This window comes from Kitasatospora sp. NPDC101447 (assembly GCF_044767225.1).
Lineage (GTDB): Bacteria > Actinomycetota > Actinomycetes > Streptomycetales > Streptomycetaceae > Kitasatospora.
Map to the genome: position 1 here is coordinate 542,142 of NZ_JBIWNL010000002.1, position 25,475 is coordinate 567,616.

General features: G+C 74.1%; 22 protein-coding genes. 9 read left to right on the top strand and 13 right to left on the bottom strand.

Features of this window, described 5'->3' with window-relative positions; genetic code table 11:
- The first annotated feature begins 193 nt into the window (after window positions 1-193).
- Both ACIRST_RS04800 and ACIRST_RS04805 read left to right on the top strand, forming a co-directional pair.
- Window positions 194-1,069 carry a universal stress protein gene (locus ACIRST_RS04800; RefSeq protein ID WP_402800071.1) on the top strand — a complete coding sequence of 292 codons (876 nt, stop codon included), beginning with the start codon at window positions 194-196 and terminating at the stop codon, window positions 1,067-1,069.
- A gap of 154 nt (window positions 1,070-1,223) precedes the next feature.
- Window positions 1,224-2,276: an Acg family FMN-binding oxidoreductase gene (locus ACIRST_RS04805; RefSeq protein WP_402800073.1), complete on the top strand. Its 1,053-nt coding sequence runs from the start codon at window positions 1,224-1,226 to the stop codon at window positions 2,274-2,276.
- 74 nt (window positions 2,277-2,350) lie between these two features.
- Here the strand turns inward: ACIRST_RS04805 and ACIRST_RS04810 are convergent, their stop codons facing one another.
- The 3 genes from ACIRST_RS04810 to ACIRST_RS04820 are packed head-to-tail and all read right to left on the bottom strand — an operon-like array spanning window position 2,351 to window position 5,372.
- Window positions 2,351-2,860 carry a copper chaperone PCu(A)C gene (locus ACIRST_RS04810; RefSeq protein WP_402800074.1) on the bottom strand — a complete coding sequence of 170 codons (510 nt, stop codon included), beginning with the start codon at window positions 2,858-2,860 and terminating at the stop codon, window positions 2,351-2,353.
- Window positions 2,861-2,901: 41 nt separating this feature from the next.
- Window positions 2,902-5,172, bottom strand: a complete 2,271-nt coding sequence (locus ACIRST_RS04815; RefSeq protein ID WP_402800075.1) for a heavy metal translocating P-type ATPase — start codon at window positions 5,170-5,172, stop codon at window positions 2,902-2,904.
- Window positions 5,169-5,372 (bottom strand): hypothetical protein, encoded by a 204-nt coding sequence (locus ACIRST_RS04820; RefSeq protein WP_350525237.1) that lies wholly within the window; start codon window positions 5,370-5,372, stop codon window positions 5,169-5,171. The genes ACIRST_RS04815 and ACIRST_RS04820 overlap by 4 nt, the downstream gene beginning before the upstream one ends.
- A gap of 262 nt (window positions 5,373-5,634) precedes the next feature.
- Between ACIRST_RS04820 and ACIRST_RS04825 the strand changes: the two genes are divergently transcribed.
- Entirely contained in the window at window positions 5,635-7,350 is a 1,716-nt protein-coding gene (locus ACIRST_RS04825; protein ID WP_402800077.1) for a TROVE domain-containing protein, read from the top strand.
- Window positions 7,351-7,390: 40 nt separating this feature from the next.
- On the opposite strand, the gene ACIRST_RS04830 is transcribed toward ACIRST_RS04825, so the two are convergent.
- Window positions 7,391-7,786, bottom strand: a complete 396-nt coding sequence (locus ACIRST_RS04830) for an NTP pyrophosphohydrolase (RefSeq protein WP_402800079.1) — start codon at window positions 7,784-7,786, stop codon at window positions 7,391-7,393.
- A gap of 186 nt (window positions 7,787-7,972) precedes the next feature.
- Between ACIRST_RS04830 and ACIRST_RS04835 the strand changes: the two genes are divergently transcribed.
- The 3 genes from ACIRST_RS04835 to ACIRST_RS04845 all read left to right on the top strand — a co-directional run bounded on the left by ACIRST_RS04835 (window position 7,973) and on the right by ACIRST_RS04845 (window position 10,274).
- Window positions 7,973-8,467, top strand: coding sequence for a hypothetical protein (locus ACIRST_RS04835; RefSeq protein ID WP_350525240.1), 495 nt, complete (start codon window positions 7,973-7,975; stop codon window positions 8,465-8,467).
- 89 nt (window positions 8,468-8,556) lie between these two features.
- Window positions 8,557-9,105 (top strand): hypothetical protein, encoded by a 549-nt coding sequence (locus ACIRST_RS04840; protein WP_402800080.1) that lies wholly within the window; start codon window positions 8,557-8,559, stop codon window positions 9,103-9,105.
- Window positions 9,102-10,274, top strand: a complete 1,173-nt coding sequence (locus ACIRST_RS04845; RefSeq protein WP_402800082.1) for an MAB_1171c family putative transporter — start codon at window positions 9,102-9,104, stop codon at window positions 10,272-10,274. The genes ACIRST_RS04840 and ACIRST_RS04845 overlap by 4 nt, the downstream gene beginning before the upstream one ends.
- A gap of 60 nt (window positions 10,275-10,334) precedes the next feature.
- Here the strand turns inward: ACIRST_RS04845 and ACIRST_RS04850 are convergent, their stop codons facing one another.
- The 6 genes from ACIRST_RS04850 to ACIRST_RS04875 all read right to left on the bottom strand — a co-directional run bounded on the left by ACIRST_RS04850 (window position 10,335) and on the right by ACIRST_RS04875 (window position 18,291).
- Window positions 10,335-11,540 (bottom strand): transglycosylase family protein, encoded by a 1,206-nt coding sequence (locus tag ACIRST_RS04850; RefSeq protein WP_402800083.1) that lies wholly within the window; start codon window positions 11,538-11,540, stop codon window positions 10,335-10,337.
- 29 nt (window positions 11,541-11,569) lie between these two features.
- On the bottom strand, window positions 11,570-13,591 hold the full coding sequence (locus tag ACIRST_RS04855; RefSeq protein WP_402800084.1) for a glycoside hydrolase domain-containing protein: 2,022 nt from the start codon (window positions 13,589-13,591) through the stop codon (window positions 11,570-11,572).
- 142 nt (window positions 13,592-13,733) lie between these two features.
- Entirely contained in the window at window positions 13,734-15,158 is a 1,425-nt protein-coding gene (locus ACIRST_RS04860; protein WP_402800086.1) for a CHAP domain-containing protein, read from the bottom strand.
- 91 nt (window positions 15,159-15,249) lie between these two features.
- A complete protein-coding gene (locus tag ACIRST_RS04865; protein WP_350526820.1) occupies window positions 15,250-15,705 on the bottom strand; it encodes a hypothetical protein in 456 nt (151 codons plus the stop codon).
- 801 nt (window positions 15,706-16,506) lie between these two features.
- The gene (locus ACIRST_RS04870; protein ID WP_402800088.1) at window positions 16,507-16,917 is read right to left on the bottom strand and encodes a PPOX class F420-dependent oxidoreductase; all 411 of its coding nucleotides are present in this window, start codon (window positions 16,915-16,917) and stop codon (window positions 16,507-16,509) included.
- Between the two features lie 72 nt (window positions 16,918-16,989).
- A complete protein-coding gene (locus ACIRST_RS04875; RefSeq protein WP_402800150.1) occupies window positions 16,990-18,291 on the bottom strand; it encodes a D-alanyl-D-alanine carboxypeptidase family protein in 1,302 nt (433 codons plus the stop codon).
- A 274-nt stretch (window positions 18,292-18,565) separates the two neighbouring features.
- Between ACIRST_RS04875 and ACIRST_RS04880 the strand changes: the two genes are divergently transcribed.
- Window positions 18,566-18,763 (top strand): hypothetical protein, encoded by a 198-nt coding sequence (locus ACIRST_RS04880; protein WP_350526818.1) that lies wholly within the window; start codon window positions 18,566-18,568, stop codon window positions 18,761-18,763.
- Between the two features lie 27 nt (window positions 18,764-18,790).
- Here the strand turns inward: ACIRST_RS04880 and ACIRST_RS04885 are convergent, their stop codons facing one another.
- Window positions 18,791-20,179: a serine/threonine-protein kinase gene (locus ACIRST_RS04885; protein ID WP_402800090.1), complete on the bottom strand. Its 1,389-nt coding sequence runs from the start codon at window positions 20,177-20,179 to the stop codon at window positions 18,791-18,793.
- A gap of 227 nt (window positions 20,180-20,406) precedes the next feature.
- Window positions 20,407-22,191, bottom strand: coding sequence for a S8 family peptidase (locus tag ACIRST_RS04890; RefSeq protein ID WP_402800152.1), 1,785 nt, complete (start codon window positions 22,189-22,191; stop codon window positions 20,407-20,409).
- Window positions 22,192-22,466: 275 nt separating this feature from the next.
- Between ACIRST_RS04890 and ACIRST_RS04895 the strand changes: the two genes are divergently transcribed.
- Complete coding sequence (locus ACIRST_RS04895) at window positions 22,467-23,645, top strand: HEAT repeat domain-containing protein (RefSeq protein ID WP_402800093.1); 1,179 nt, start codon at window positions 22,467-22,469, stop codon at window positions 23,643-23,645.
- Here ACIRST_RS04895 and ACIRST_RS04900 read toward each other — a convergent pair.
- The gene (locus tag ACIRST_RS04900) at window positions 23,642-24,427 is read right to left on the bottom strand and encodes a TetR/AcrR family transcriptional regulator (RefSeq protein ID WP_402800095.1); all 786 of its coding nucleotides are present in this window, start codon (window positions 24,425-24,427) and stop codon (window positions 23,642-23,644) included. The genes ACIRST_RS04895 and ACIRST_RS04900 overlap by 4 nt on opposite strands.
- Before the next feature lie 81 nt (window positions 24,428-24,508).
- On the opposite strand from ACIRST_RS04900, the gene ACIRST_RS04905 reads away from it, so the two are divergent.
- Entirely contained in the window at window positions 24,509-25,360 is an 852-nt protein-coding gene (locus tag ACIRST_RS04905; RefSeq protein WP_402800097.1) for a siderophore-interacting protein, read from the top strand.
- Window positions 25,361-25,475 lie beyond the last annotated feature (115 nt).

Consider the following 25,475-nt stretch of genomic DNA (forward strand, 5'->3'; position numbering starts at 1 on the left):
GGGGCGGTGAGCGGTACGGCGGGGTCGGATCCGGGCTCCGCCGGATCGGGCCTTTGGTCCCGAGCCCGGGGGCCCTGCGGCCCCTGCCGCCGGTACGGTGCGGCTGACAGGGTGGGGACGGAGCGGACGGGGCGTCAGCACGCGCCCGTATCCTGCGCCCGAACCGCCGAACGCGACACCGTGGAGGACGCTCATGACCGAGCGGAACGAGTTGACGTCAACCGTACTGGCCGGGGTCGACGGCTCGCTGCAGAGCACCGCCGCCGTGCACTGGGCCGCCGAGGAGGCGGTGCGCCGGGGCGCGTCGCTGCGGCTGGTGCACGCGTGGCCGTGGCTGACCGACGGCGTCTCCTCGTTCGCCGAGCCCGACGACCTGCCCGACGTCGTCCAGCGGACCCTGGCCGAGGCGGCCGAGGACGTCCGCGGGCGCCACCCGGAGCTGGCCGTGCAGACCGACGCGGTACTGGACGCGCCGGTCGACGGCCTGGTGGCCGCCGCCGCGGACGCCGAACTGCTGGTGCTCGGTTCGCGCGGCCGCGGCGGCTTCACCGGGCTGCTGCTCGGCTCGGTCGGCATGGCGGTGGCCGGCCGCAGCGGCGTGCCGGTGGTCGTGGTGCGCGACGCCCACGAGGGGGTGCAGGACACGGGCGAGGTGGTGGTCGGCGTCGACGCGCACGGCGCGGAGGAGGAGGTGCTCGACTTCGCCTTCCGTGCGGCCGTGCTGCGCGGCGCCCGGCTGAGGGCGGTGCACGGCTGGGACCTGCCGCCGGTGTTCGGCTACGCGGGCGGGGCCGTCCCGGCGGGCGAGATCGAGCAGCTGGAGGCGCTGGAGGCGAAGCTGCTCTCGCTCGCCCTGGCCGGCCCGCGCGAGCAGTACCCGGGCGTCGAGGTGGTCGAGGACGTCCGGCTGGGCGACGCCCGCGCGCTGGTCGAGGCCTCGGCCGGGGCCTCGCTGGTCGTCGTCGGCCGGCGCAACCGCCCGGTCGACTTCGGCCCCCGGCTCGGCCGGGTCGCGCACGCGGTGCTGCACCACGCCGAGGCCCCGGTGGCGGTCGTCCCGCACGGCTGACGGCTGACCGGGGCCCGAGGACGGGCCCTTGGGCCCGGCGGACGGGGGGCCGTACGGCTCTGTCGTCCGCCGGGCCGGGAGCGCAGGCTCGGTAGCAGTGAGGACCACGCGGTCGCGCCAGTGGACCGCTCTCCGGCCGAAGGAGTGGATCGTCATGACGCGCACCCAAGCACCGACCCCGGTGCCGAACCCGAACCCGACCCCGGCACCGGCCCCGCTCGCGGCACTCGGCCCGGCCGAGCTGCGGCTGCTCGCCGCCGCCGGCGGAGCGGCGCCGTCGCTGCACAACAGCCAGCCCTGGCGCTTCGCACCGACCCCCGACGGCCGCGGCCTCGCCGTGCACGCCGACCCCGGCCGCTCGGTGCCGCTGGCCGATCCGGTCGGCGCCGCGGTGCACATCGCGGTCGGCGCGGCCGTGTTCAACCTGCGGGTGGCCGCCGGGCGGCTCGGCCGCGAGCCGGTGGTCCGGCTCCTCCCGGACGCCGCCGACCCCGGCCTGCTCGCCGTGCTCGACCTCTCCGGTCCGGCCCGGGAGCGGACGCCCTTCGGCCGCGACCTCCACCCCGCCGTCGCCGCCCGGCACTCCAGCCGCGAGCCGTTCGCCCAGCGCGACGTCCCCGAGGCGGTGCTCGGCGAGCTGATCGCCGCCGCCCGCGAGGAGGGCGTGGCGCTGGCCGCCCTGGAGGAGGACGGCGTGCGGCGGGTGCTGGCCCTGACCGCCGAGGCCGAGCACCGCAACACCGCCGACCCGGCCCGCACCGCCGAGTCCCGCGCCTGGCTGCGCACGGACGGCGCCGCGGCCGGGGACGGCATCCCGTGGTCCGCGCTCGGCTCGCAGGACCACGACGCCCGGGTGCCGATGCGCGAGTTCGCCGGCCGCCCGCCGCTCGCACCCGCGCAGCCCTCCCAGCGCTTCGAGGCGCTGCCGCAGCTGTGCACCCTCACCACCCCCGGCGACGGCCCGCCGGACTGGCTGCGCACCGGCCAGGCGCTGGAACGGGTGTGGCTGCTGGCCACCGTGCACGGCGTCCGGCTGACGGTCTGGCACCAGGCCGTCGAGTGGCCGGACACCCGCTGGGCGTTGCGCGATCCGGCGGAGGGGCCGGGGCACGTCCAGGTGGTGCTGCGGGTCGGCTACGGCCCACCGGGTGCGGCCACGCCCCGCCGCCCGGTCACGGAGACGCTGGACGGGCCGGCGGGGGACTGAGCGGTCCGGCGGGCCGCTCGGTGCGCGGCAGCTCGGTACCCGGCTACTCGGTGCGCGGCCGCTCGGGTACCCGGCTACTCGGTACGCGGCCGCTCGGCGCGCGGCCGGTCGGACGGCGCCAGCACCTGTGCCCTGAGCCGCAGTTCGGGGCTGCGGCGGAAGGTCAGGGTGAACTCCACCCACTGGCCGGCCCGCAGCGGTGGCGGGTCGGCGATCATCAGGTCGGCGTCCTCCGGGGACATCGCCAGCTCGCCGCCGCCCGGGACGGCCAGCGACGACGCGGGCTCCCAGCGGCCCGCCGCGCCCTGGTGGAGGTGCCGCTTCGGCGTGATCCTGCCGCCGAACTCCCAGCGGGCGCCGATCAGTTCGTCCGGAACGTCACCCGGGTTGCGGACCGTGAAGAAGGCTGCCGTCGCGGCCGAGGCCGCGCCCGCCGCCGGGAGCAGCACCCAGCCCGGCCCGGCCTCCAGCGGACGGGTGCGGCCCGCCCCGCCGACCGCCGTCCACCCGGTGAGCAGCACCAGCGCCAGCGCGGCCGCGCCGACCGGCGGTCCCACGGCCGCCAGCCGCTGCCGCGTGCGCACCGACAGACCTCCGCCGCGCCGCCCGGCCGTCTCCCGCGCGCTCACCGGAGGCCCCCCGTCCGGCCGCGCGGGCGCCCCCCGCGCGCCGGTCCGCCCCGCCCCGGCTCCCAGGTCCGCAGCCGCAGGCTGTTGCCCACCACGAGCAGTGAGCTCAGCGACATCGCCACCGCCGCCAGCATCGGGTTGAGCAGCCCGACCGCGGCCAGCGGGATCAGCACCAGGTTGTAGCCGAAGGCCCACAGCAGGTTGGCCCGGATCGTGGCGAGGGTCCGCCGCGCCAGCCGTACGGCGTCCACCACCGCCTCGATGTCGCCGCGCACCAGGGTCAGTCCGGCCGCGCCGATCGCGGCGTCGCTGCCCGAGGCCAGCGCCACCCCCAGGTCGGCCGAGGCCAGTGCGACCGCGTCGTTGACGCCGTCGCCGACCACCGCCACCGTCCGCCCGGCGGCGCGCAGTTCGGCCACCACCTCGGCCTTGTGCTCGGGCGAGGCCGAGGCCACCACCCGCTCGATGCCCAGGTCCCGCGCCACAGCGCGGGCGGCTCCGGGGCCGTCCCCGGTGAGCAGGACGGCCTCCAGGCCCATCCCGCGCAGCCGGTGCAGCGCCCGCCAGCTGCCCGAGCGCAGCGTGTCGCCGACCGCCAGGACGGCTGCGGGCCGCCCGTCCAGCTCGACGGCGACGGCCGTCCGGCCCGCCTCCCCGGCCTGCGCCACCGCCTCGGCCAGGTCCGGGGGCAGCGCGGTGTCGTCCGGGCGCACCACCCGGACGGCCCGGCCCTCGACGGTGCCGGACACCCCGAGCCCGGCGGCGGCCGCGAAGCCGTCCACGGCGGGCAGCTCGCCGCACCGCTCCCGGGCGGCGGCCGCGACGGCCCGGCCGATCGGGTGCTCGGAGCGGTGCTCGACCGCGCCCGCGAGCCGCAGCGCCTCCTGCGGTGCGACGCCGTCGGCGGCGGTCACCGCGGCCAGTTCCATCCGGCCGGTGGTCAGCGTCCCGGTCTTGTCCAGCACCACGGTGTCCACCCGGCGCAGGCTCTCCAGCACCTCCGGGCCGCGCACCAGCACACCCAGCTCCGCGCCCCGCCCGGTCGCCGCCAGCAGCGCCGTCGGCGTCGCCAGCCCGAGCGCGCACGGGCAGGCCACCACCAGCACCGCGACGGCCGCCGTCACCGCCGCCTGCGGGGCGGCGCCCGCGCCCAGCCAGAAGCCCAGCACGGCGGCCGCGATCGTCAGCACGCAGGGCACGAACACCCCGGCCACCGCGTCGGCCAGCCGCTGCGCCCGCGCCTTGCCGGCCTGGGCGTCCGCCACCAGGGCGGTGATCCGGGCCAGTTGGGTGTCCGCGCCGACGGCGGTGGCCCGGACCACCAGCGCGCCGCCGACGTTCACCGTCGCGCCCGCCACCCGGTCCCCGGGGCCGACCTCGACCGGCACGCTCTCCCCGGTCAGCAGGCTCAGGTCGAGGGCCGAACCGCCTTCGACCACCACCCCGTCGGTGGCCACCCGCTCACCCGGACGCACCACGAACTCCTGCCCGGGCAGCAGCAGTTCGATCGGCACCGGGCGCTCCTCGCCGTCCGCGCCGCGCAGGCACACCTGCTTGGCGCCCAGTTCGGCCAGCGCCCGCAGCGCGGATCCGCTGCGCCGGCGCACCCGGCCCTCCAGCAGCCGCCCGGCCAGCACGAACAGCGGCACCCCGACCGCCGCCTCCAGGTACACGTGCGCCGCGCCGCCGCCGTCGGCGGTCAGCGAGAACGGCATCCGCATGCCCGGATCCCCGGCCCCGCCGAACACCAGCGCGTACGCCGACCAGCCGAAGGAGGCCACCACGCCGAGGCTGACCAGGGTGTCCATGGTCGCCGCCGCGTGCCGCAGCCCCTGCCACGCCCGCCGGTGGAACGGGGCCGAGCCCCAGGTCACCACCGGGACGGCGAGTGCGAAGCACACCCACTGCCAGGCGGTGAACTGCAGCGCGGGCACCATCGACAGCACCAGGACCGGGACGGCCGCCAGGGCGGTGACCAGCAGCCGCCACCGCTCGTCCGGCTCCTCCGCCGGCCCCCCGACCGGTGCTCCCCGCGGCGCCAACTCGGCGGTGTAGCCCGCCCGTTCGACCGCCGCCACGAGATCCTCGACCGGCACCCCGGCCGGGTGCAGCACCCGGGCCCGCCCGGTCGCCAGGTTCACCCCGGCCGTCACCCCGTCGATCCGGCCCAGCCGCTTCTCCACCCGGCCCACGCACGCCGCGCAGGTCATCCCGCCCACCGCGAGGTCGGTGGACACCAGGGCGTCGGCGCCCGCGACCGCGCTCACCGCGTCCCGCCCATGCCGTGCCCGTCCATGCCGTGCCCGCCCGTCCCCGGCGACGCACCGCCGCTGCCCGGCCGCAGCCCGGGCGCCACCGGCCCCACCTGCCGGCCCACCCCGTAGGCCACCACGAACACCACCACCAGCAGCAGGGCGAACCCCGCCAGCACACTCGACGGCCGGACACCCGGCGATTTCGCACTCACCCCACAGCAGTCGGACGCGCCCCGCGATCGGTTCCCGTACGCTCCAGGAATCCCGCGCGCAGGCCTCGGAAATAATCGGATGACGGGCCGGGCCCGACGGAGTAGCGTCCGGGACGGCGCCTCCCGATGCGCTCGGCCCCGGTTACTTCATCTGACAAAAACAAGTGCCCCCGGTGCCACTTCGATCCCGGGAGGCGCCCGCCTCGGCGTGCGCCCGCACCCTCCCTTCCCCAGCCTGACCACCCACCAGGGGGACCTCTGCATGACCCGGTTCAGCCGCGAACGGACCAAGGCCGACACCAGGGCCGAGATCCGGCGAGAACTACCGGGACTCACCAGGCGCGGGGTGTCCTCCCCGCTCGCCACCGACGGCCAGTGGCCGGTCCCCGAGGTCGCGCACCTGCGGTCGGCACCGCCGCCCTTCCTCTCCCGCAAGCCGGTCGCCCCCAGCAGGGCCCCGGGCACGGCGGTCACCAACCACCAGGGCGGAACCGGGTACGTCCGCGAGCCGAAGTCCGAGCTGTTCCTCCTCGCCGTCACCCACCTGTTCGGCCAGGAGAGCTTCTACGAGGCGGCCGCCGAGCGCGACGAACGCTACGTCCGGCTGATCCGCGAGCACGCCGTGAGCGACCCGCAGTGGACCCTCGGCCTGCTGCGCTGGCTGCGCGCCGAGGCCCGGATCCGGACCGCCGCGGTGGTCGGGGCGGCCGAGTTCGTCCACGCCCGGGCCGCGGCCGGCGCCGCCGGACACTCCCGGCAGGCCGTCGACGCCGTGCTCCAACGGCCCGACGAACCCGGCGAACTGCTCGCCTACTGGACCGGCCGGTACGGCCGCCGACTGCCCCAGCCGCTGCGCCGCGGCATCGGCGACGCCGCCCGCCGGCTCTACACCGGCCGCGCGCTGCTGAAGTACGACACCCCCTCGCACGCCTTCCGCTTCGGCGACGTCCTGGAGCTCACCCACCCCGCGCCCGACCCGGCGAAGCCCTGGCAGGGCGCGCTCTTCCGGTACGCCCTGGACCGCCGCCACCGCCCGGAGCACGCCCTGCCCCCCGCCGACGAGCGCCTGCTGACCGCCCACCACGCCCTGGTCGCCGTCCCGCCGGCCGACCGCCGGGCGCTGGTCACCGAACCCGGCGGGGTGGAGCGCCTGGCGGAGGCCGGGATGACCTGGGAGGCGCTGGCCGGCTGGCTGCAGGGCCCGCTGGACGCCGCCGCCTGGGAGGCCGTCATCCCCTCGATGGGGCCGATGGCGCTGGTCCGCAACCTGCGCAACTTCGACCAGGCGGGCGTGGCCGACGAGGTGGCCGCGGCGGTGGCCCGCCGGATCGCCGACCCGGAGGAGGTGCGGCGCTCCCGGCAGTTCCCGTTCCGCTTCCTGGCCGCCCACCGGGCCACGCGCCCCTCGAAGTCGTCGCACTCCTCCCGCTGGTCGGACGCGCTGGAGACCGCCCTCGGCCACTCGCTGGCCGGGGTGCCCGCGCTGCCGGGCCGCACCCTGGTGCTGGTGGACCGCTCGGGCTCGATGTTCGACCAGCCGTCGGCCCGGAGCCGGCTCAACCGGGCCGACACCGCCGCGGTCTTCGGCACCGCGCTGGCCGTGCGGGCCGAGCAGGCCGACCTGGTGCAGTTCGGCACCGGCAGCGGGGTCGTCCAGCCGGAGGCGTCGGTGCTGGAGACCCTGCGGCGCTTCCGCAACCTGGGCGGCACCTCCACGGCCGCCGCGGTCCGGGCCCACTACCGGGACCACGACCGGGTGGTCGTGGTGACCGACGAGCAGGCCCACTGGCCGTCGCAGAACGTCTTCGCGCCCGTCCCCGAGGGTGTCCCGGTCTACACCTGGAACCTGGCGGGCTACGCCGCCGGCCACAGCGCCCCGGGCCCGCACCGCTACACCTTCGGCGGCCTCAGCGACGCGTCCTTCGCGCTGATCCCCCTGCTGGAGCGCGGCGACAGCGCCGCCTGGCCCTGGGACTGACCGCCCGGCCCCGGGGCGGATCGTCCGGCCCCGGGGTGGATCAGGGCCGTACGCTGCGCGGCCCGGTCACCGCGGCGCCCAGCGCGCCGACGCGGGCGCGCAGCTCGCGGTCGGCGGTGGCCACCAGGCAGTCCCGCTCGGGGTGCTCGGCGCGGGCCGTCCGGACCAGCTCCACGATCCGGTCGTCCCCGCTGCCGCTCGCCTCGACCACCCGCACCGCGGGCAGCCCGGCGACGCCCCGGGCCGCGCCCTCCACGACCAGCACCACCTCCAACGGGCCCGGCCGGTCCGGCAGGCCCCGCTCGGCGACGGCGACCAGCGCGTCCCGCAGCCGCTCGGCGGCGCCCCGCCGGTCCCGCCACCAGCCGTCGGGCACCGACCCGACCACGTTCGCGCCGTCCACCACCAGCAGCGTCGGCCTGCTCTCGTGTCCCATGACCGCCAAGCCTGCCACCCCGCACCGCCCCCGGCCGAACCGGCGCCGCGACCGGCTCCGTGACGTAGCCGTAGCCGTAGCCGGTGCCGTGACCGGCCCGTCCGGCGGTGCTTGCGGCGAGCTGGGTACATTGCCTTCATACGGGGTGGACGAGCCCCACCGGATCCGACCAGGGGCGGGACAGCGATGGACGACGAGAAGGAACCGCTCGACGGCGAGGACGCCGGGCACGAGGCGGACCCGGAGGCGGAGCTGCTGGGACGACGCGTGGAGTACCTGTTCGAGCACGTGCAGCCGCTGGGCCGACGGTTCACGCTGCAGGAAGTCGTGGACGGCATCCGGCAGAGCGGCCCCAACGCACCGAAGCTCTCGGTCGGACGCCTGTGGACGCTGGTCAAGGGCAAGGCGTCGAACCCCACGGTGTCGACCCTGCGGGCGCTGGGCGACTTCTTCGGCGTGCCGCAGGCCTACTTCATCGACGACGAGGTCGCCGCCAGGGTCTCCGCCCAGCTGTCGCTGATCTCCGCCATGCGCGCCAACGACGTGCGGTCGGTGGCTCTCCGGGCCGCCGACCTGGCCACGATGTCCAGCCAGGGCCTGGACATCGTGCGGTCACTCGTCGAGCAGGGCGGCGCGCTGGAGCGCGGGGCCGAAGAGGAGGGACCCGGGAAACGGGCGTGACCTGCGTTTCGTCAGGCCGTTCCAGAGCGGTCCGCCATAATGATCACGGCTGACGGGAGGTCAGCTCGTCGGATCCGGGGGGAACGGGTATGGACGTCGATGAATGTCAGGACCAGGCGGGCAGGTTCGCGGAGCTGCTCCGGCGCTTCGACCTTCCGAGGCCGTTCCGCCTCGCCGACCTGTGTGAGGCCGTGGCCGCGCTTCGGGGCCGGCCGCTCCGGCTGCTCCCGATGCCCCGGCCGGCGGACGCCGGAGTGTGCGGCCTGTGGGTGGCGTTCGGGGCGGTGGACCACGTCTACTACGCGCCCGTGGCCAGTGGCGTCCACCAGACCCACATCATCCTGCACGAACTGGCGCACATGCTGCTCGACCACCGCCAGCCGTCCGGCGCCGCACCCGAGATGCTGGCCCAGCTCTTCCCCGACCTGGACCCGGCCATGGCGGTGAGGCTGCTCGCCCGCAGTCGGTCCGGAGCGGCCGACCGGCAGGAGAGGGAAGCCGAACTGCTGGCGTCCATGATGTGGCAGCACTTCAACGTCGCACCGCTGACCGCGCCGACCGCGCCGACCGAGGACGCCAACACGCTCAGGCGGGTCATCGACGCCTTCACCCGCTCGGGACGCGGAAGGTCGTCATGAGGCTGTTCGACCTGATCGTCGTTCCGCCGATCTCACTGATCGCCCTGTGGAAGGCCAGGGGTCTGGCGTCGGCGGACCGGCGCGATCGGGTGCTCTGGGCGATGTGGGCGATGTTCGCCGTCTCGTTCGTGATCGGCGTGCCTGCCGTCCGGAGGGTGATCGACGAGGCCGTCGGGGTCCGGAGCGTCACCAACCTCCTCGTTCACATCCTGGCCCTGTGCGCCGTGACGGCCTTCTTCGAGTTCGTCCGGGAAGCCACCGAAGCCCCCGGTCGACTCTCCCCGCTCCGCTGGGCCTTCCTGGCAGGCTCGACGCTCGGTCTCACCGGCCTCTTCGCGGCGATGCCGCGCCCGGACGGCGAGGCGGACCTGCTGACGGCCAACGTGGGCCAGCCACTGACGGACGCCTACTGGGCGGTCTTCCTCGGATACATCTCCATCGGCTGTGTGATCGGAACCAGGCTGTGCTGGCAGTACGGTCGGCACGCGATGCCGGGGTCCTCGCGAACCTTCATGACGCTCGTGGGCCTGGCCAAGCTGGCCGGATTGCTCTATGTCGTCCAGCGCTCGGTGTACCTGCTGCTCGGCACGCTGGGGTGGCGGAACCTCGACCCCGCACTCGCGGTGGCCACCACCCAGGTGCTGTTGGCCGCCTGCGTCCTCCTGATGATCACCGGGATGACGTGGCCGTCACTCTCCGAACTGATCCGGCGCCGACGGGCATGGCGGCAGGTGCGTGCGATCCGACCCCTGTGGAACATGGTGAAGGCGGCGACGCCCGAGACCGTGCTCCCCTTGCCCCGGAAGCTCCGGTCGGAACCTGACCTCGTCCTCTACCGCTACGTCATCGAGATCCACGACGGCGTTCTGGCGTTGGACCGGCACCTCTCCCCGTCCGACCGGGACGAGGCCGAACGCATGCTGTCCGCCACCATGCCGTCGGGGACGGATCTGGACGCCGCCGTGGAGGCCGTCCTGCTCTCAGTCGCACTGCAGGCGAACCTCGTGGGTGCAGCACCGCGGGGCACCGGGAGCGCGCTGACGCTCGGGAGCAAGGAACTCACCGACGAGATCGACTGGTGCCGGAAGGTGGCGGCGAAGGTCAGGTCCGAGCGGGTGACCTGCGCCGCGCGGAGCCTGCGACCCGCCGGCGACCGGCTGTGCCCGTGAGCCGGAACGCGCGCCGGGGCCCTGTGCCGCAGGGCCCCGGCGCGCGTCGCCCCCCGAGGATCAGCCGGGAATGGCTGCGGCGGAGATGTTGGTGATCTGGCCGTTGTCGTCCAGCAGGGCTGCGCCGGTCCAGGTGCCGTTGGTGTTGCGCTGGTTGTCGTAGACGTTGCCGTTGGCGAGGGTCTGGACGTGCATGGTGCCGTTGGTGAGGCCGGTGGCGGAGACGGCGGTGATCTGACCGTTCCCGTCGAGGAGGGCTGCGCCGGTCCAGTTGCCGTCCGGGTTGCGCTGGTTGTCGTAGACCTTGCCGTTGGCGAGGGTCTGGACGTGCATGGTGCCGTCGGTGAGGCCGGTGGCGGAGACGGCGGTGATCTGACCGCTGCCGTCGAGGAGGGCTGCGCCGGTCCAGGTGCCGTTGGTGTTGCGCTGGTTGTCGTAGACCTTGCCGTTGGCGAGGGTCTGGACGTGCATGGTGCCGTCGGTGAGGCCGGTGGCGGAGACGGCGGTGATCTGGCCGTTGTCGTCGAGGAGGGCTGCGCCGGTCCAGTTGCCGTCCGGGTTGCGCTGGTTGTCGAAGACCTTGCCGTTGGCCAGGGTCTGGACGTGCATGGTGCCGTCGGCCAGACCGGTGGCCGAGACGGCGGTGATCTGGCCGCTGCCGTCGAGGAGGGCTGCGCCGGTCCAGGTGCCGTTGGTGTTGCGCTGGTTGTCGTAGACCTTGCCGTTCGCCAGCGTCGTCACGTGGAAGGTGCCGTCCGGGAGGGCGGTCGTGGCCGTCTGCGTGATCTGACCGTTCCCGTCCAGCAGCGCGGCGCCCGACCACGAGCCGTCCCTGCTGCGTTGGTTGTCGAAGACGGAACCGCCCTTCACCGTGTCCACCCGCATCGGGAACGGGTCCGATCGGTCGGACCCCAGCCGGTACTTCGGTCCGCAGCTCGGCCAGGCACCCTCTCCCTGGACGGCCAGGACCTTCTCCGCGATCACGATCTGCTGCGCCTTCGTGGCGAGGTTCGCGGTGGGCGCGTACCGTTGACCGCCGTACGCCTTCCAGGTGCCGTAGTCGAACTGCAGGCCGCCGTAGTAGGTGACTCCGCCGACCACGGCGACGATGCTCCAGTTGCCGCTGCTCTCGCAGGACGCGACCTTGTCCCACGTGCTGATGGACGCCGCCTCCGCCGTGCCGGCCGTGACTCCGAGCCAGGCGGTCGACGCGAAGGTGGTCGCGAGCGCGCCCGAAAGGAAGCGCCGACGGAACAACGTTGACACGAGTTCACTCCGTTCGTTGAGGGTTGCGGTCACTTGAGGAAGCCGGCGGCGGAGATGTTGGTGATCTCGCCGTTCCCGTCCAGTAGGGCTGCGCCGGTCCAGGTGCCGTTGGTGTTGCGCTGGTTGTCGTAGACGTTGCCGTTGGCGAGGGTCTGGACGTGCATGGTGCCGTCGGTGAGGCCGGCGGCGGAGATGTTGGTGATCTGGCCGCTTCCGTCCAGCAGCGCCGCGTTCGACCAAGTGCCGTCCGGGTTGCGCTGGTTGTCGTAGACCTTGCCGTTGGCGAGGGTCTGGACGTGCATGGTGCCGTCGGTGAGGCCGGTGGCAGAGACGGCGGTGATCTGGCCGTTGTCGTCGAGGACGCTGGCGCCGGTCCAAGTGCCGTTGGTGTTGCGCTGGTTGTCGTAGACCTTGCCGTTGGCGAGGGTCTGGACGTGCATGGTGCCGTCGGTGAGGCCGGTGGCGGAGACGGCGGTGATCTGGCCGCTTCCGTCCAGCAGCGCCGCGTTCGACCAAGTGCCGTCCGGGTTGCGCTGGTTGTCGAAGACCTTGCCGTTGGCCAGGGTCTGGACGTGCATGGTGCCGTCGGCCAGACCGGTGGCCGAGACGGCGGTGATCTGGCCGCTGCCGTCCAGGAGGGCTGCGCCGGTCCAGGTGCCGTTGGTGTTGCGCTGGTTGTCGTAGACCTTGCCGTTCGCCAGCGTCGTCACGTGGAAGGTGCCGTCCGGGAGGGCGGTCGTGGCCGTCTGCGTGATCTGACCGTTCCCGTCCAGGAGTGCCGCGTTCGACCAGCTGCCGTCGGGGTTGCGCTGGTTGTCGAAGACGGAACCGCCCTTCACCGTGTCCACCCGCATGACCGGCGGGTTGGTGCTGCCGGATCCGGCGGCGACGTCCAGGTAGTTGCGGTCGATGTCGATCGTGACCCCGCCGTAGGTCTCGGCCGCGCCCTTGTCGCTGAAGTACTGGTGGATGCGCTGGTGGTTCGCCCACAAGGAGGCCGGGACCACTTCTTCATCGGTGTTCGCCACGCCGTTCCACCTGGCGATCCAGATCACGTCGGGCATGGTGTAGCCGCTCACGTTGTCGGCGAGGTCCTGGATGCCGGAGGTGGCGCCCGCGTAGACGCCGGAGCGGTACCCGCGGGCGTGGAGCTGCGCCGACCAGGCGGAGAGGTAGGACAGCACGGCGCCGCGGTAGCCGGAGGCGTAGTTCTCCATGTCGACGTACAGGGTCGAGCCGGGTCCGAAGCCAACCCCGGCGGCCGCGGCGACCGCGCTGTTCGCCGCCTCGACACCCTGGCTTGTCGGGTTGCCGAGCGAGGCGGCCTGCGGACCCGCCCAGATGGGCATGAAGTGCCACCCGGCGCCGGCCTGCTGCTGGACCCAGCCGGCCGACAGGTTGGGCTGGCCGCAGACCCGGGTCGGCCCACCGATGTAGATGCCCACGGCGCGGTACGGGGACGACTGCATCCAAGCCGACATGGCGCTCGAACTCGGGGCGGTACAGGCGTCGAAGCCGTACCCGGTGAAAGCGGTGTCGGCCGCGCCGGCGGCGGTGACCGAGGGCGCCAGCGGAGCGGCGGCGGCCCGGGGTCGGCGGATGTCGGCCGTCACCGGGGCCAGGCCCGCCTTCCGCAGCACGTCCTCGACCACGGACCGGTGGTCTCCGTAGGCTGCGGTGACCTTGATCTTCGGTGCGACCGCGTGGAGTTCGGCGGCAGAGGTGTCATCCGTGGTCACCCTGTCGGTGGCCGCGGTGTCCTGAGGCTCGACCAGGAGGGCCTCGGTACGGCCGGACGGATGGCTCGGGCAGGCCTGGTCCGTTCCGGGGGTACCGACGTAGACGGTGTGCCGATCGAAGCGCACACAGGCCGACGGGTCGCTCGCGAGGTCGACGACCGACCAGTCGCGGGGCACCTGGAAGTCGTACCCCCGGACGGACACCGTCCTGGTGGCGGCACCGGTGTCCGCGTGCGCCGTGCCGGGCCCGGAGGCGATCGACACCAGGGCGGCGCCCAGTGTCAGGGCCGCACGCAGGCGTTGGGCGTTCAACGTTCGATCTCCTTGTACGTAGTCACATGGCAGTTCGCGGTCGGTCGGAGCGGAGGGTGCTTGTCGGCCGCGCGTCATTCGGTAGGGGCCCGGGGCGGAGCTCGACCTGCCGCGCCCGGGCCCTTGGATCCGTCGTGCCGGGTTACTTCAGGAAGCCGGCGGCGGAGATGTTGGTGATCTCGCCGTTCCCGTCGAGCAGGGCCGCGCCGGTCCAGGTGCCGTTGGTGTTGCGCTGGTTGTCGTAGACCTTGCCGTTGGCGAGGGTCTGGACGTGCATGGTGCCGTCGGTGAGGCCGGCAGCGGAGACGGCGGTGATCTGACCGCTGCCGTCCAGCAGTGCCGCACCGGTCCAGGTGCCGTTGGTGTTGCGCTGGTTGTCGTAGACCTTGCCGTTGGCGACGGTCTGGACGTGCATGGTGCCGTCGGTGAGGCCGGCAGCGGAGACGGCGGTGATCTGGCCGTTGTCGTCGAGGACGCTGGCTCCGGTCCAGTTGCCGTCCGGGTTGCGCTGGTTGTCGTAGACCTTGCCGTTGGCGAGGGTCTGGACGTGCATGGTGCCGTCGGCCAGACCGGCGGCGGAGACGGCGGTGATCTGACCGCTCCCGTCCAGGAGGGCTGCGCCGGTCCAACTTCCGTTGGTGTTGCGCTGGTTGTCGTAGACCTTGCCGTTGGCCAGGGTCTGGACGTGCATGGTGCCGTCGGCCAGACCGGTGGCCGAGATGGTGGTGATCTGGCCGCTCCCGTCGAGCAGGGCTGCGCCGGTCCAACTTCCGTTGGTGTTGCGCTGGTTGTCGTAGACCTTGCCGTTCGCGAGCGTCGTCACGTGGAAGGTGCCGTCCGGGAGGGCGGTCGTGGCCGTCTGCGTGATCTGACCGTTCCCGTCCAGCAGAGCCGCGTTCGACCAGCTGCCGTCCGGGTTGCGCTGGTTGTCGAAGACGGAACCGCCCTTCACCGTGTCCACCCGCATGACGGGTGAGTTCTGCTGCTGCTGCAACCCGACCGGGCTGGCATAGCCCTTGAGGTGCACGTTGTAGCCACCGCTGACCCATCCGACGGCGCCGACGGCGCCGGAGCCGTGGTTGCGTGAGACGATCCGGTGCTGGTTGCCCCCGATCCAGTCGATCGTTCCGTCGGAGTACACGGCGGTGACGATCGCGACGTGGTCGTAGTCCGTGCCACCGAAGGACTGCGGGTGGAAGAAGACCGCGTCGCCGACGTGCGGGGTCGGGGAGAGCCCCCCGTCGTACTTGTTGGCGTAGGTCTCGAAGCTGTTGGCGAGGTCGTTCAGCACGCCGAGGCCCTGCACGCCGTTCTGGGACCAGACCCATCCGGCGAAGTCGGCGCACCAGGCCTGCCCATTGCAGGAGTTGTGCTGTGCACTGCCGGGGGCGTAGTAGCCGTTGCCCTCGTTGCCGCACTCTCCGCTGCCGAGCTGGCCGGCGGCCGTGCTGACGATTCCGCTTGCACTTCCGGCGTGGGCCACACCGGACGCGAGCATGCTCAGGCTTGCCACGGCCAGTGCGGTGGTGACACCGATCGATGCGAAGCGCTTGGCCATCTCGGACATGTCTGTCCCTTTCGGATTGATGGAGCTGAAGTGGAGGTGGAGAGGTCGAGGTGCTTCGGCCCGCTTTCGGCGTGGCGCCGAGCGGTACCGGTCAGCCCGCGGTGAGCGCGACGGACTGCGTGGCGGCTGCCAGTTGGGAGCCGTCGGCGCCGACGACGGAGAGGGACGTCCGCGACTGCTGCGGCCGCGAGCCGGCCGATACCGCGATCCGGTACCGGATCGTCAGGGAGCCGCCGGCCGGGACGGCATAGGAAGCGGCGGTCGGATCGACACCGATCGGGGCGGCACCCGTGTCGGTTGCCGAGTCCGGCAGCCAGGTGCCGGTCGCCGGGTCGAGGCGGGACAGGGTGCTCGTGATCCCCCGGCCGGAGAGCACGAGCGAGGGGGAGGCCGCGGCCAGCGCCTTGCCGGTGCGGTCGGTGAGGATCACGGAGAACTCGACGGGCGTCCCGCCGGTCTTCAACTCGGCTGGCAGCCCGCTGAACTGGGCATCGAGTCCGGTCTTCCTCGGAGGGTCGGCCGGTGCGGCGCCGTTGTCGGCGGGCATCGCCGGCGGTGGTGCGGGCGGTGCGGGCTTCGGTGCCGGGTCGGCGCCGGTCCGGGGGCCGGCCGGCAGGGAGCTCGGTGCGACGAACGCCGGCGCTGCGGGAAGAGCTGATGGAACATCAACTGCGCTGTCAGAGGCAGACGGTGGTGTCGGTGACGCCGGAGCGGTCGCCGACGGAGGCGCCGTGGTGGCGGCGCTCCCCGCCGGGGGGCCGGAGGCCGCCGCGGTGCCGTGTCCGGCCGGTGTGGCGGCGCACCCGCCGAGGCCGAGGGCAACGAATGTCATGCCCATGACTAACAAGGGGGCGGTTCTCCGGGTGGATTCGGGCATGACGGTTCTTCCTCGGGTCGGTGGAGGGGTGATCCGCGGCGGCTGGGCGTGCCGTGCCGTGTCGCGCGCGGAGCGGGGTGAACGTACCTGTGCCGCCGCATCCGGGGGAGCGTTCGGGGCGGCGCCCGGTGTGCGGCGTGCCCGCTGTGAAGCCCGGGCCCGAAGGCCCGGCGCCGCGGAGGTGCGGTCACATAGTCATCCGCAATCTGATCTGCTGTCAATCATTGATTGAAAATGCCGGTGCTGGAGTGACGGCATTTCGCCAACAAAATCCCGACAAATGGTGCCAAAAGTTGGGCTGCGTGACTCCGCCTCCGGCATGAGGTTTCACTTTGTTGAACGGTCCGGAGATCCGCCCGCGGGCATGGCAAAGCACCGATCCGCCGGGTCGGTCGGATCGGTGCGATGGGGGAGTGGTCGGGTCGCGGTGATGAGGCCGGTGCCGTCAGGTGACGTCGTCAGGCGGTGTCGTCAGGCCAGGGTGATCCGGATGCCCACGGTGCCGCGCTCGCCGCGGCGCAGCCGGCTGCCGAGCAGGGTGAGCACGCCGAGCAGGCCGTACTTCTGACGCAGCAGGGTGCGGTAGGCGGCGGTGCGCTCGGGGCCGAGGATCTCGGCGGTCGCCGGGTACTGGTCACCGGTCGGCCGGCCCTTGACGTCGCACGGGCCGACCAGCACGTCGGCGCGGTTGCGGATCCGCTTGACCTTCCAGGAGTCCGCGACGGTCCAGATGCCGAGCGCCTCCCCGTCACGGACCACCCACACCGGGGTCGGCACGGTCGTGCCGTCCTTCTTGTACGTGGTGACGAGCAGGTAGCTCCCGGAGGAGAGCTGGACGATCCGGGCGAGCCGGTCCGAGGCGGAGGGGTCGGGCGTGGTCATGGCCGGAATTCTAGAGGGGATCGGCCGTCGGCCGTGCCGACCGGCCGTGGACCGCGCCGCAGGTCAGCGTCCTCAGCGCGGCCGGCGGGTGCGGCCGGTGTGCAGCAGCGCCCGGGCGCGGCGGGTCAGCCGCCGGTGGCCGCGGCCGCCGACGCCGGTGGCGCCGCCCACCGCGGTCGCGCCGCCGCCGCGGTGCGCCGCGCCGGCGCCGGCCGGGGCGTGGGCGGGTGCGGTGCGGCGGAGCGCGGCGGTGCGGACGCCGGCCCAGACGGCGAGGGCGGTGCCGAGGACGGCGGCCGTCCAGACGGCGGGGGCGGCACCGGGGTCGTCGCCGCCGATGACGGGCGGCTGGGCCCAGGGCGGCAGCTGGGAGGCGGCTGCGGCCTCCGGGGCCCCGGGGGCCTCCGAGGGACCCGCCGAGGCGCCTGCCGACGGGCCCGCCGACGCGGCCGGTGCGCCGGTGTCCTCGACGAGCTGCCCGACCGGCTGGACCTTCCCGAGCGCCCCGAATCCCCAGTCGAGCAGGGCGGCGGCCTCGTCGTAGACCTTGCCGTTCGCCTCGGGGTGCATCACCGTCACCAGCAGGGTGCGGCCGCCCCGTTCGGCGGCGCCGGTGAAGGTGGCGCCCGCGTTGGTGGTGTAGCCGTTCTTGACGCCGATCAGGCCCGGGTACTTGCCGAGCAGCTTGTCGGTGTTGGCGATGTCGAAGCTGGTGCGCTGGCCGGTGAGCGTGTCCAGCCCGCCGGGGAAGCGCGCGGTGCGGGTGGCGCAGTAGGAGCGGAAGTCGGCGTTGCGCAGCCCGGCGCGGGCGAAGAGGGTGAGGTCGTAGGCGGAGGAGACCTGGCCGTCCATGTCGTAGCCGTCGGGGGAGACCACCTTGGTGTCTCCGGCCTGCAGCGTTCCGGCGCGGGCCTGCATCTCGGCGACGGTCTGCTTGACGCCGCCGTTCATGTGGGCGAGGACCTGCACGGCGTCGTTGCCGGAGGCGAGGAAGACGCCTCGCCAGAGGTCCTCGACCCGGTACGACAGGTTCTCCTTGACGCCGACCAGGCTGCTGCCGGCGCCGACGTCGGCCAGTTCGGCCGGGGTGACCCGGTGTTCCAGCGAGCGGTCGAGCTTGGGCATCACGGTGTCCGCGAACAGCATCTTGAGCGTGCTGGCCGGCGGCAGTTGCAGATGGGCGTTGCGGGCGGCGAGCACCTCGCCCGTCCCGGCGTCGGCGACCAGCCAGGACCGGCCGCTCAGCTCGGACGGCAGCGCGGGCGCTCCGGCGAGCGGTGCGACCTGGACGTCCGGGCTGCCGAGCCGCTCCCCGCCGACGACGCCGACGAGGCCGGTGCCGCCGCCGCCGCGTATGAGGGCCGCGAGGGCCATCGGCGTGCCGGCGGCCAGAACCAGCACCGTGGCGGCGGCGCCGGCCGCGGCCCGGGTGACGTACGGGGGCTTCTGCTGCACACACTTGGGCTGCACATACTTGGGCTGCACACCGCGAACGTACCCGGGCCGCCGTCCGGCCGCCGTGCCTGCTGCTCCGTCCGGTGCCTTCTCCCGGCGCCTTCTCCCGGCGCCGCCGTGCGCGACTTTGGTGGTGCCGGGCCGCGCCGAAAGTCGGATGACCGTGCGGTGGCGGATTCCTAGGCTCGGGGGTATGAAGACCCTGCTCGGCTACCTCGGTTTCGTGCTGATCCTCGGCGGCGCCTCCGGCCTGCTGTCCGGTTGGCTCGGGGGTTTCCGGTTGTTCGGCTTCGTCCGCCTCCTGGTGCCGCACGGCCACGAGACCGCCGGGTACGCCGTCCTGCTGGCGCTCGGCGTCCTGCTGGCGATACCGGCCGCCCGGCGCGGCTGAGGCGGTGCCGGCGTCCCGGGGCCCGTCCTAGCTTCCCGCCGTCGGCCGGACGTCGACGGTGAGCGGGCCGCCGTCCCGCGGGTGCAGCGTGCAGTAGGCGAAGCGTTCGGCGCCCGAGAACCAGTCGGCCTCGGACGGGCCGAGCACCGCCCGGGCGAGGTGCTGCCCGGGGTGGGCGGACTCGGCGTCCAGGGCGACGCCGGTGCAGCCGGCGCCGAGCACGGCCAGGGCGGTGTTCCACTGCGACGCCGACGTCGGCCGGGTCATCGTGAGGACCTTGCCGACCTGCGCCTGGTGCGGTCGGCCGCAGTCGACCGCCTGCCAGCCGACGGGGGTGTTCAGGTTGACCTCCGCCGGGCCGACCGGGGCGGTGTAGTCGATGCAGTCACCGGGGTTCAGCTGCGCCGGACGTGCCGAGGCCGTCGGGTGGTTCGGGGTCCGGACCGGGGCCGCGGAGTCGTCGGACGAGCCGAAGGGCGGGTCGGAGACCAGCCGCATCGCGATCACGGCGACCACCAGGACACCCGCGCTGAACAGGACGGCGTTCCTGGCCTGCTTCCTCTGCTTGGGGACGGGCCCCACGGTCTGCGGGGCCTTGCGACGGCCGTGGCGCCCGGCCACCTTCCACAGCTGCTCGGCGACCGCTGCGGCCCCGGCGGGGCGGCGCGCCGGGTCGCGCGCCAGCAGGGAGCCGATCAGCAGGTCGAGCTCCCTGGGCACGTCGGGCCGTTCGTCCCGCAGGCGCGGCGGAGGGGCGGGCTGCACCCGGTCTGCCCGGCCGCGGACCGGCGGGTGCCCGACCAGCAGGGCGTACAGGGTGCCGCCGAGTGCGTACAGGTCGGCCCGGGCGTCGACGCTCCGGCCGAGGTACTGCTCGGGGGCCATGTAGGCGAGGGTGCCGGCGGCGATGGTGTGGTCGGCCTGCTGCGGACCGTCCTGGGCGGGCTGCGGGCGCTCGTGCACGAGGCCGAAGTCCAGCAGCTTGACGCCGCCGTCCGCGGTGAGGAAGAGGTTGCTCGGTTTGACGTCCCGGTGGACGAGCCCGGACGCGTGGGCCGTCGCCAGCGCCTCGGCCACCCGGGCGCCGACCTCGGCGACCCAGCCCACGGTGACCGGGCCGTCGTCCGGGCGGGCCTCCAGCGAGCGGCCCTCCAGCAGCTCCATCACCAGGAAGGGCGCGTTCTCGAACTCGCCGAAGTCGTGGACCACGACGATCCCCGGGTGCTGCAGCCCCGCGGCCGCCCGGGCCTCGCGCAGGAAGCGCTCCCGGCCGTCCCCGGTGGTCCGGTGCAGCAGCTTCACCGCGACCCGCCGGTCGAGCAGCTGGTCCTGGGCCGCCCAGACCTCGCCCATGCCACCCGCGCCCATCGGGCGGTCCATGACGTACCGCCCCGCCACGATCGTGCCGCTCAGCACCGCGTCCGCCTTCCCATGAGTCCCGGAAGCACCACAGGCTAGGGCCACGCGCGGACGCTCCCGCCACGGGGGTTGACGTTCCGTCGTCGGCCGCTGCCGGAACCGGCGTCGGCCGCACACGATCGAGGGCGGTGCCGGAGCGGAACGCCCCGTGCTCCGCCGGCCGGCGCGCTCGGGCGGCGGGCGGCGGAGCACGGGGGTCGGAGCACGGGGGTCGGTCCGGTGGGTCAGAAGGTGAGGTTCCAGGCGTCGATCGTGCCGGTGTCGCCGGCCGCGCCGTCCTTCACCCGGAGCTTCCAGGTGCCGTTCGCCGTGCTCGCGGCGGCGTTGACGGTGTAGGTCTTGGCGACGTCGTCGGTGCTGTCGTTGTTCGGGAAGTCCTCCAGCAGGTAGACCGTGCCGTTGGGGGCGACGAGGGAGAGGACGAGGTCACCGCGGTAGGTGTGCTTGATGTCCACGCCGACCTTGAGCGTCGCGGGGGCGTTGCCGGTGACGCCGGTGACGGTGATCGGGCTCTCCACCGTGGTGTTGTCCGGGATCGCCACGTCGGTGGTGTTCTCGAAGTACGTGCCGGTGGGCGGGGTGGTGCCGCTGACCGCCTTCAGCGCGTCGACCTGGCCCTCGCCGAAGAAGGAGTTGACGGCGGTGGTGCCGGTGCAGCGGCTGTCCGACGCGGGGCAGGCCAGGTCGTTGGCCTGGCTCGCCAGCCGGGCCCGGATGTCGGCCGGGGTGAGCGTCGGGTCGGTGCTCGCGATCAGCGCGGCCACCCCGGTGACGTGCGGGGAGGCCATCGAAGTGCCGCTCTTGGTGCCGTACTTGCCGCCGGGCAGGGTCGAGTAGACGCCGGTCGCGCCGTCGCCGCCGGGCGCCGCGACGTCGATGACGCCCCGGCCGAAGTTGGAGTAGGAGGCCTTGCCGCTGCCGCTGCCCGTGGCAGCGACGGTCACCACACCGGGGAGTTCGGTGGGGATGTCGAGGCAGGCGTTGCTGATGGTCCGGGTGACCTTGGTGGAGTCGTTCGGGCTCTCGGTGTCGGTGGTCTTGTTCGCCAGGTCGTAGTTCGCGTTGCCGGCGGCCGCGACCTGCAGCGACCCCTTGGCCTCGGCGTACTCCTGGGCGCGCTTGACGCCCTCGATGATGGCCGCCTGGTCGAGGTCGTCCGGGCAGTTGAACTGCCACGGGTCGGTGTAGTAGCTGTTGTTGGTCACCTTGAAGCCGTGGTCGCCGGCCCAGACGAAGCCGCAGACCGTGTTCTCGGCGTAGAACAGGGTGCTGGTGGGCTCGGCGATCCGGACGGAGGCGATCTTCACGCCCGGTGCGACGCCGACGACGCCCTTGCCGTTCTTCGCGGCGGCGATGGTGCCGGCGACGTGGGTGCCGTGGGTGTCGACGTCGCGCCAGGCGCCGGTGCGGGTGTCGGCCTTGCCGTACGCGCAGGAGGCCGAGTCGGCGGCGTCGAAGTTCGGCGCGAGGTCCTGGTGCTGGTCGTCCACACCGGTGTCGAGCACGCCGACCTTGACGGACGGGGAGCCGGTGGTGACGTTCCAGGCCTGGTCGGCCTTGATCTGGGTCATGTCCCAGCGGTTGGACTCGGTGAGCGTGGTGGCCGACTGGGCGGGGTTGGCGGGCAGGGCCGGGTTGTAGGCGTCGGCCGGCACGTCGGAGGTGCGGGTCGCGCCGACCTGCTGGATGCCGCTGACGGTCCGCAGCGCGGCGGCGAAGCCGGCGCTGGTCGAGTGGGCGACGATGACGCCGATCGCGTCGTAACTCGCGAAGACCGTACCGCCCTTGGCGGCGACGGCGGTCTTGGCGGCGGCGATGTCGGCGGGGGCGCTGATCACCAGGTAGGCGCGGGTGCCGGCGGCCCAGCCGGCGGCGGTGGCCGGGGCGGTGACGGCGGCGGGGGCCTGCGCGGCCGCCGGGGCGACGGGCGCCGTGACGCCGCCGGGGGCGGCGGGCGCGGTGTTCGCGGGGGCGGCGGTCGCGAGTGCCGTGGGGGTGGCGAGCGCCATGGCCGAGAGAACGGCGAGGGCGGCGGCCGGGCGGCCGAGCCGCCGGGATATCAGGGGTGACACGTGTCCTCCGATTCGACCCGTGGGTGTGAGGGGATCGCACGGGATTTGAAGGAAACATGCCAGATGGGGGAGGACTTGGGGAAGACTTTACGCCTGACGACTTTTCACGGAAACGTTACGTTTTGATGTCGTGGGGTGCAGGACTCTGGCCGGACCCCGGGCCGGACGGAAAACCCGTTGGCCGCCGGCATCCCTGCTGGAACGATCCCGGGATGACCGACCACCGTGACGCCGTCCTCCGCCTCTGGGGCCGCCAACTGTACGAGCGCCAGGGCACACCGCCGGCGTGGGCGGAGGCGGTGCTGGGGGCCGCCGGCCGTCCACCGGCCGCCGTCGCGGCGGCGATGTCCGGCCGGCTCGACGCCCTCGCCGACGACCCGTCGGGCGATGCGCGGCTCCTGTTCCGGACGGTCGCCAAGCTGGCCGCCAACCTGTGCGCCGACGGTCTCTACGACGCGGACGTCGGCACCCGGATCGGCCCCCTCGCGCTGCGGCTCGGCGAGTCCGAACCGCCGCTCGCCGGCCCGCTGGGGGATGCGCTCGGCCCCCCGCCCGACGGGCCGGCGTCCCTGGTCACCGTCCACGCCGCCGAGCTGCGCGGGGCCCGCGCGACGAGGCTGCGGGCGATCGACGCGCTGCTGGAGTGGGCCCAACTGGGCCATCCGCAGGCGCTGACGGCTCTGTCCGAGGTCGCCGCCGATCACCGGACCCAGGACGTCACGGTCTGGACCAAGGCACTCAACCGGATCGACCTGTTCGGTGACGAGAGCCTGGAACCCGGCCTGCTGCGCGCGCTCGCCGACACCGGGCACGGCGGGGTGCGGTGGTCGGCGCTCGCCTGTGCCGCACTCGGCTTCCACCGGGCCGTTCCGCTGGTGACGGCCCTGCTGGAGCACCCGGACCCGATGGTCCGTGAGGGCGCCTGCGAGGCGCTCGGCCTCCTCGGGGATCGGGCCGCCGTACCCGCCCTGGCGGCCCTGCTGGACGACGAGATCCACTGGGTGCGCAGCAGCGCCGCCCGGGCCCTCGGCGAGCTCGGCGGGGACCAGGCGCTCGCCGCGCTCTGGCTCGTCATGACGGAGCGCCGGAACCCGAAGGCCGGTCATCTCGCCTCGGCGGTGGCCGCTTTCGGCCCGCCGGTGGTGGACGACCTGATCGCCCTCACCGCGGACCCCGACCCGGACCTTCGGGCGCTGGTCGCCCGCGCCCTCGGCGCCACGGCCGACGACCGCGCCCTGCCGGTGCTGGAACGCCTCGTCGCCCACGACCGCGCCGGAACCAGCCTCGGCGGCCTGGTGGCCACCGCCGCCAAACAGGGGCTGCGCACCGCGCACCGCATCCGCGCGCGACGCGCGGCGCCGGGGCGCTCGTCCGAGGAGGAAGCCGTCTAGCCTGCGACGGCCGTCGCGTCGGCGGGCGGCCCCGAGGAGGCGATGCCGTCGAGCAGGACGGCGAGCCCGCTGTGGAAGGCCTCCCGGTGGCTCTCCTCCGGTGGGCCGCCGGCGGTGCTCTGCAGGGCGGTGAGCAGCGGGAAGCGCTCGGCGAAGTCCGGTGCCAGTACGGCCAGTTGGGTGGAACGCTCGATCCACCAGTCCTCGTCGGCGACGCCGGTGGCGTCCGCGGCGGCGCGGGCGTCGGCGGTGGCGGCGGCGAGGCCGCGGACGAACTGCCAGAGGGCGGCGACGGCTCCGCGCAGCGTCCGCGGGGGCAAGTCGGCCGGTCGCAGGGCGCGCAACAGGCTCTCCATCGCGGCGAGTTCGGCCGGGCCGAGCACCGGCCGGGCCTGTGAGACCTGGAGCACCCAGGGGTGGCGCAGGTAGCAGTCGTACAGGTCCCCGGCCCAGGCGGTGACGGCCTCCCGCCAGTCGCCCGTGGGCGGCGGACCGGCCGGGAGTTCGGCGAGCGCCCGGTCGTGCATCAGGTCGAGCAGTTCGGCCTTTCCCGGGACGTATGTGTAGAGCGCCATCGCGGTGCGGCCGAGTCGTTCGCCCACGGCGCGCATCGACAGCGCGGTCATGCCGTCGGCGTCGGCCACCGCGATTCCGGCGGACACGATCGCGTCCACACTCAGGCCCGGTTTGGGGCCGCTGCGCCCGGTGCGCGTTTCCGCGGGCGCTCCCCACAGCAGGACGAGCGACCGGTGGGCGTCGCCCTGCCCGGCGTAGACGGTCATCCGGCATCTCCTTATGACGTAAAGTATCGCTCCCGTGGCAACTCTTTATGCCGTAAGGTTACCAATCGAAGGGGTTTCCCGATGACACTGCCCGTCACGTTCGTCGAGGTCGTCGAGGTCCGCCGGGCCACGCCGCGCACCGCCCGGATCACCTTCGCCGCCGAGGAACTCGCCGACACCGTCGGCACCGCCCCGGACCAGCAGCTCAAGCTCTGCTTCCCGCGCCCGGGGCAGACCGAGCCCGTGCTGCCCGCGCGGCAGGACGACCCGATGGGCTGGTACCGGGCCTACCTGGCGATCCCCGAGGCCGAGCGCCCCCTGATGCGCAGCTTCACCCTGCGCCGCCGCCGGCCCGGCACCCGGCTGGTCGAGATCGACTTCGTGCTGCACGGCGACACCGGCCCGGCCGCCGCCTGGGCGCTGCGGGCCGAGCCGGGGGCGCGGCTCGGGATGGTCGGCCCCTCGGCCGAGTACGCCCCGCCGGTCCCGTACGCCGAGGCCGCCGCGGCGGCCGACTGGGTGCTGCTGGCCGGGGACGAAACGGCGCTGCCGGCGCTCGCGACGCTGGTCGAGGCGCTGCCGGCCGGGGTGCGGGCGCTCGCGTACGTCGAGGTCGCGGACGCGGCCGAGCAGCAGCCGCTGGAGAGCCGCGCCGACCTCGCCGTGCACTGGCTGCACCGGGGCGCCGCCGCCCCGGGCGCGGTGCTGGCCGCGGCGGTCCGGGCGGCCGAACTGCCGGGCGGCACGCCGTTCGCCTGGCTGGCGGGGGAGGCCGGGGCGGTGCGGGCGCTGCGCCGGCACCTGGTCGAGGAGCGCGGCGTGCCCAAGGCCTCGGTCGACTTCACCGGGTACTGGCGCCACCGGCTGACCCAGGACGACGCGCCCACCGCCGAGGACCTGGCGGACGCTCAGGAGCGGCTGGCCGGGTACTGATCCGGAGCGGGGGCGGGCCGGGCGGCGCGGCGGCTCCCCGGTCCGTCCCCGGAGGCCGCCGTGGTCGGCCCGGTTTCGGCCGGGGCGGAGCGGGAAGGGAACGTCGTGGTGTCGA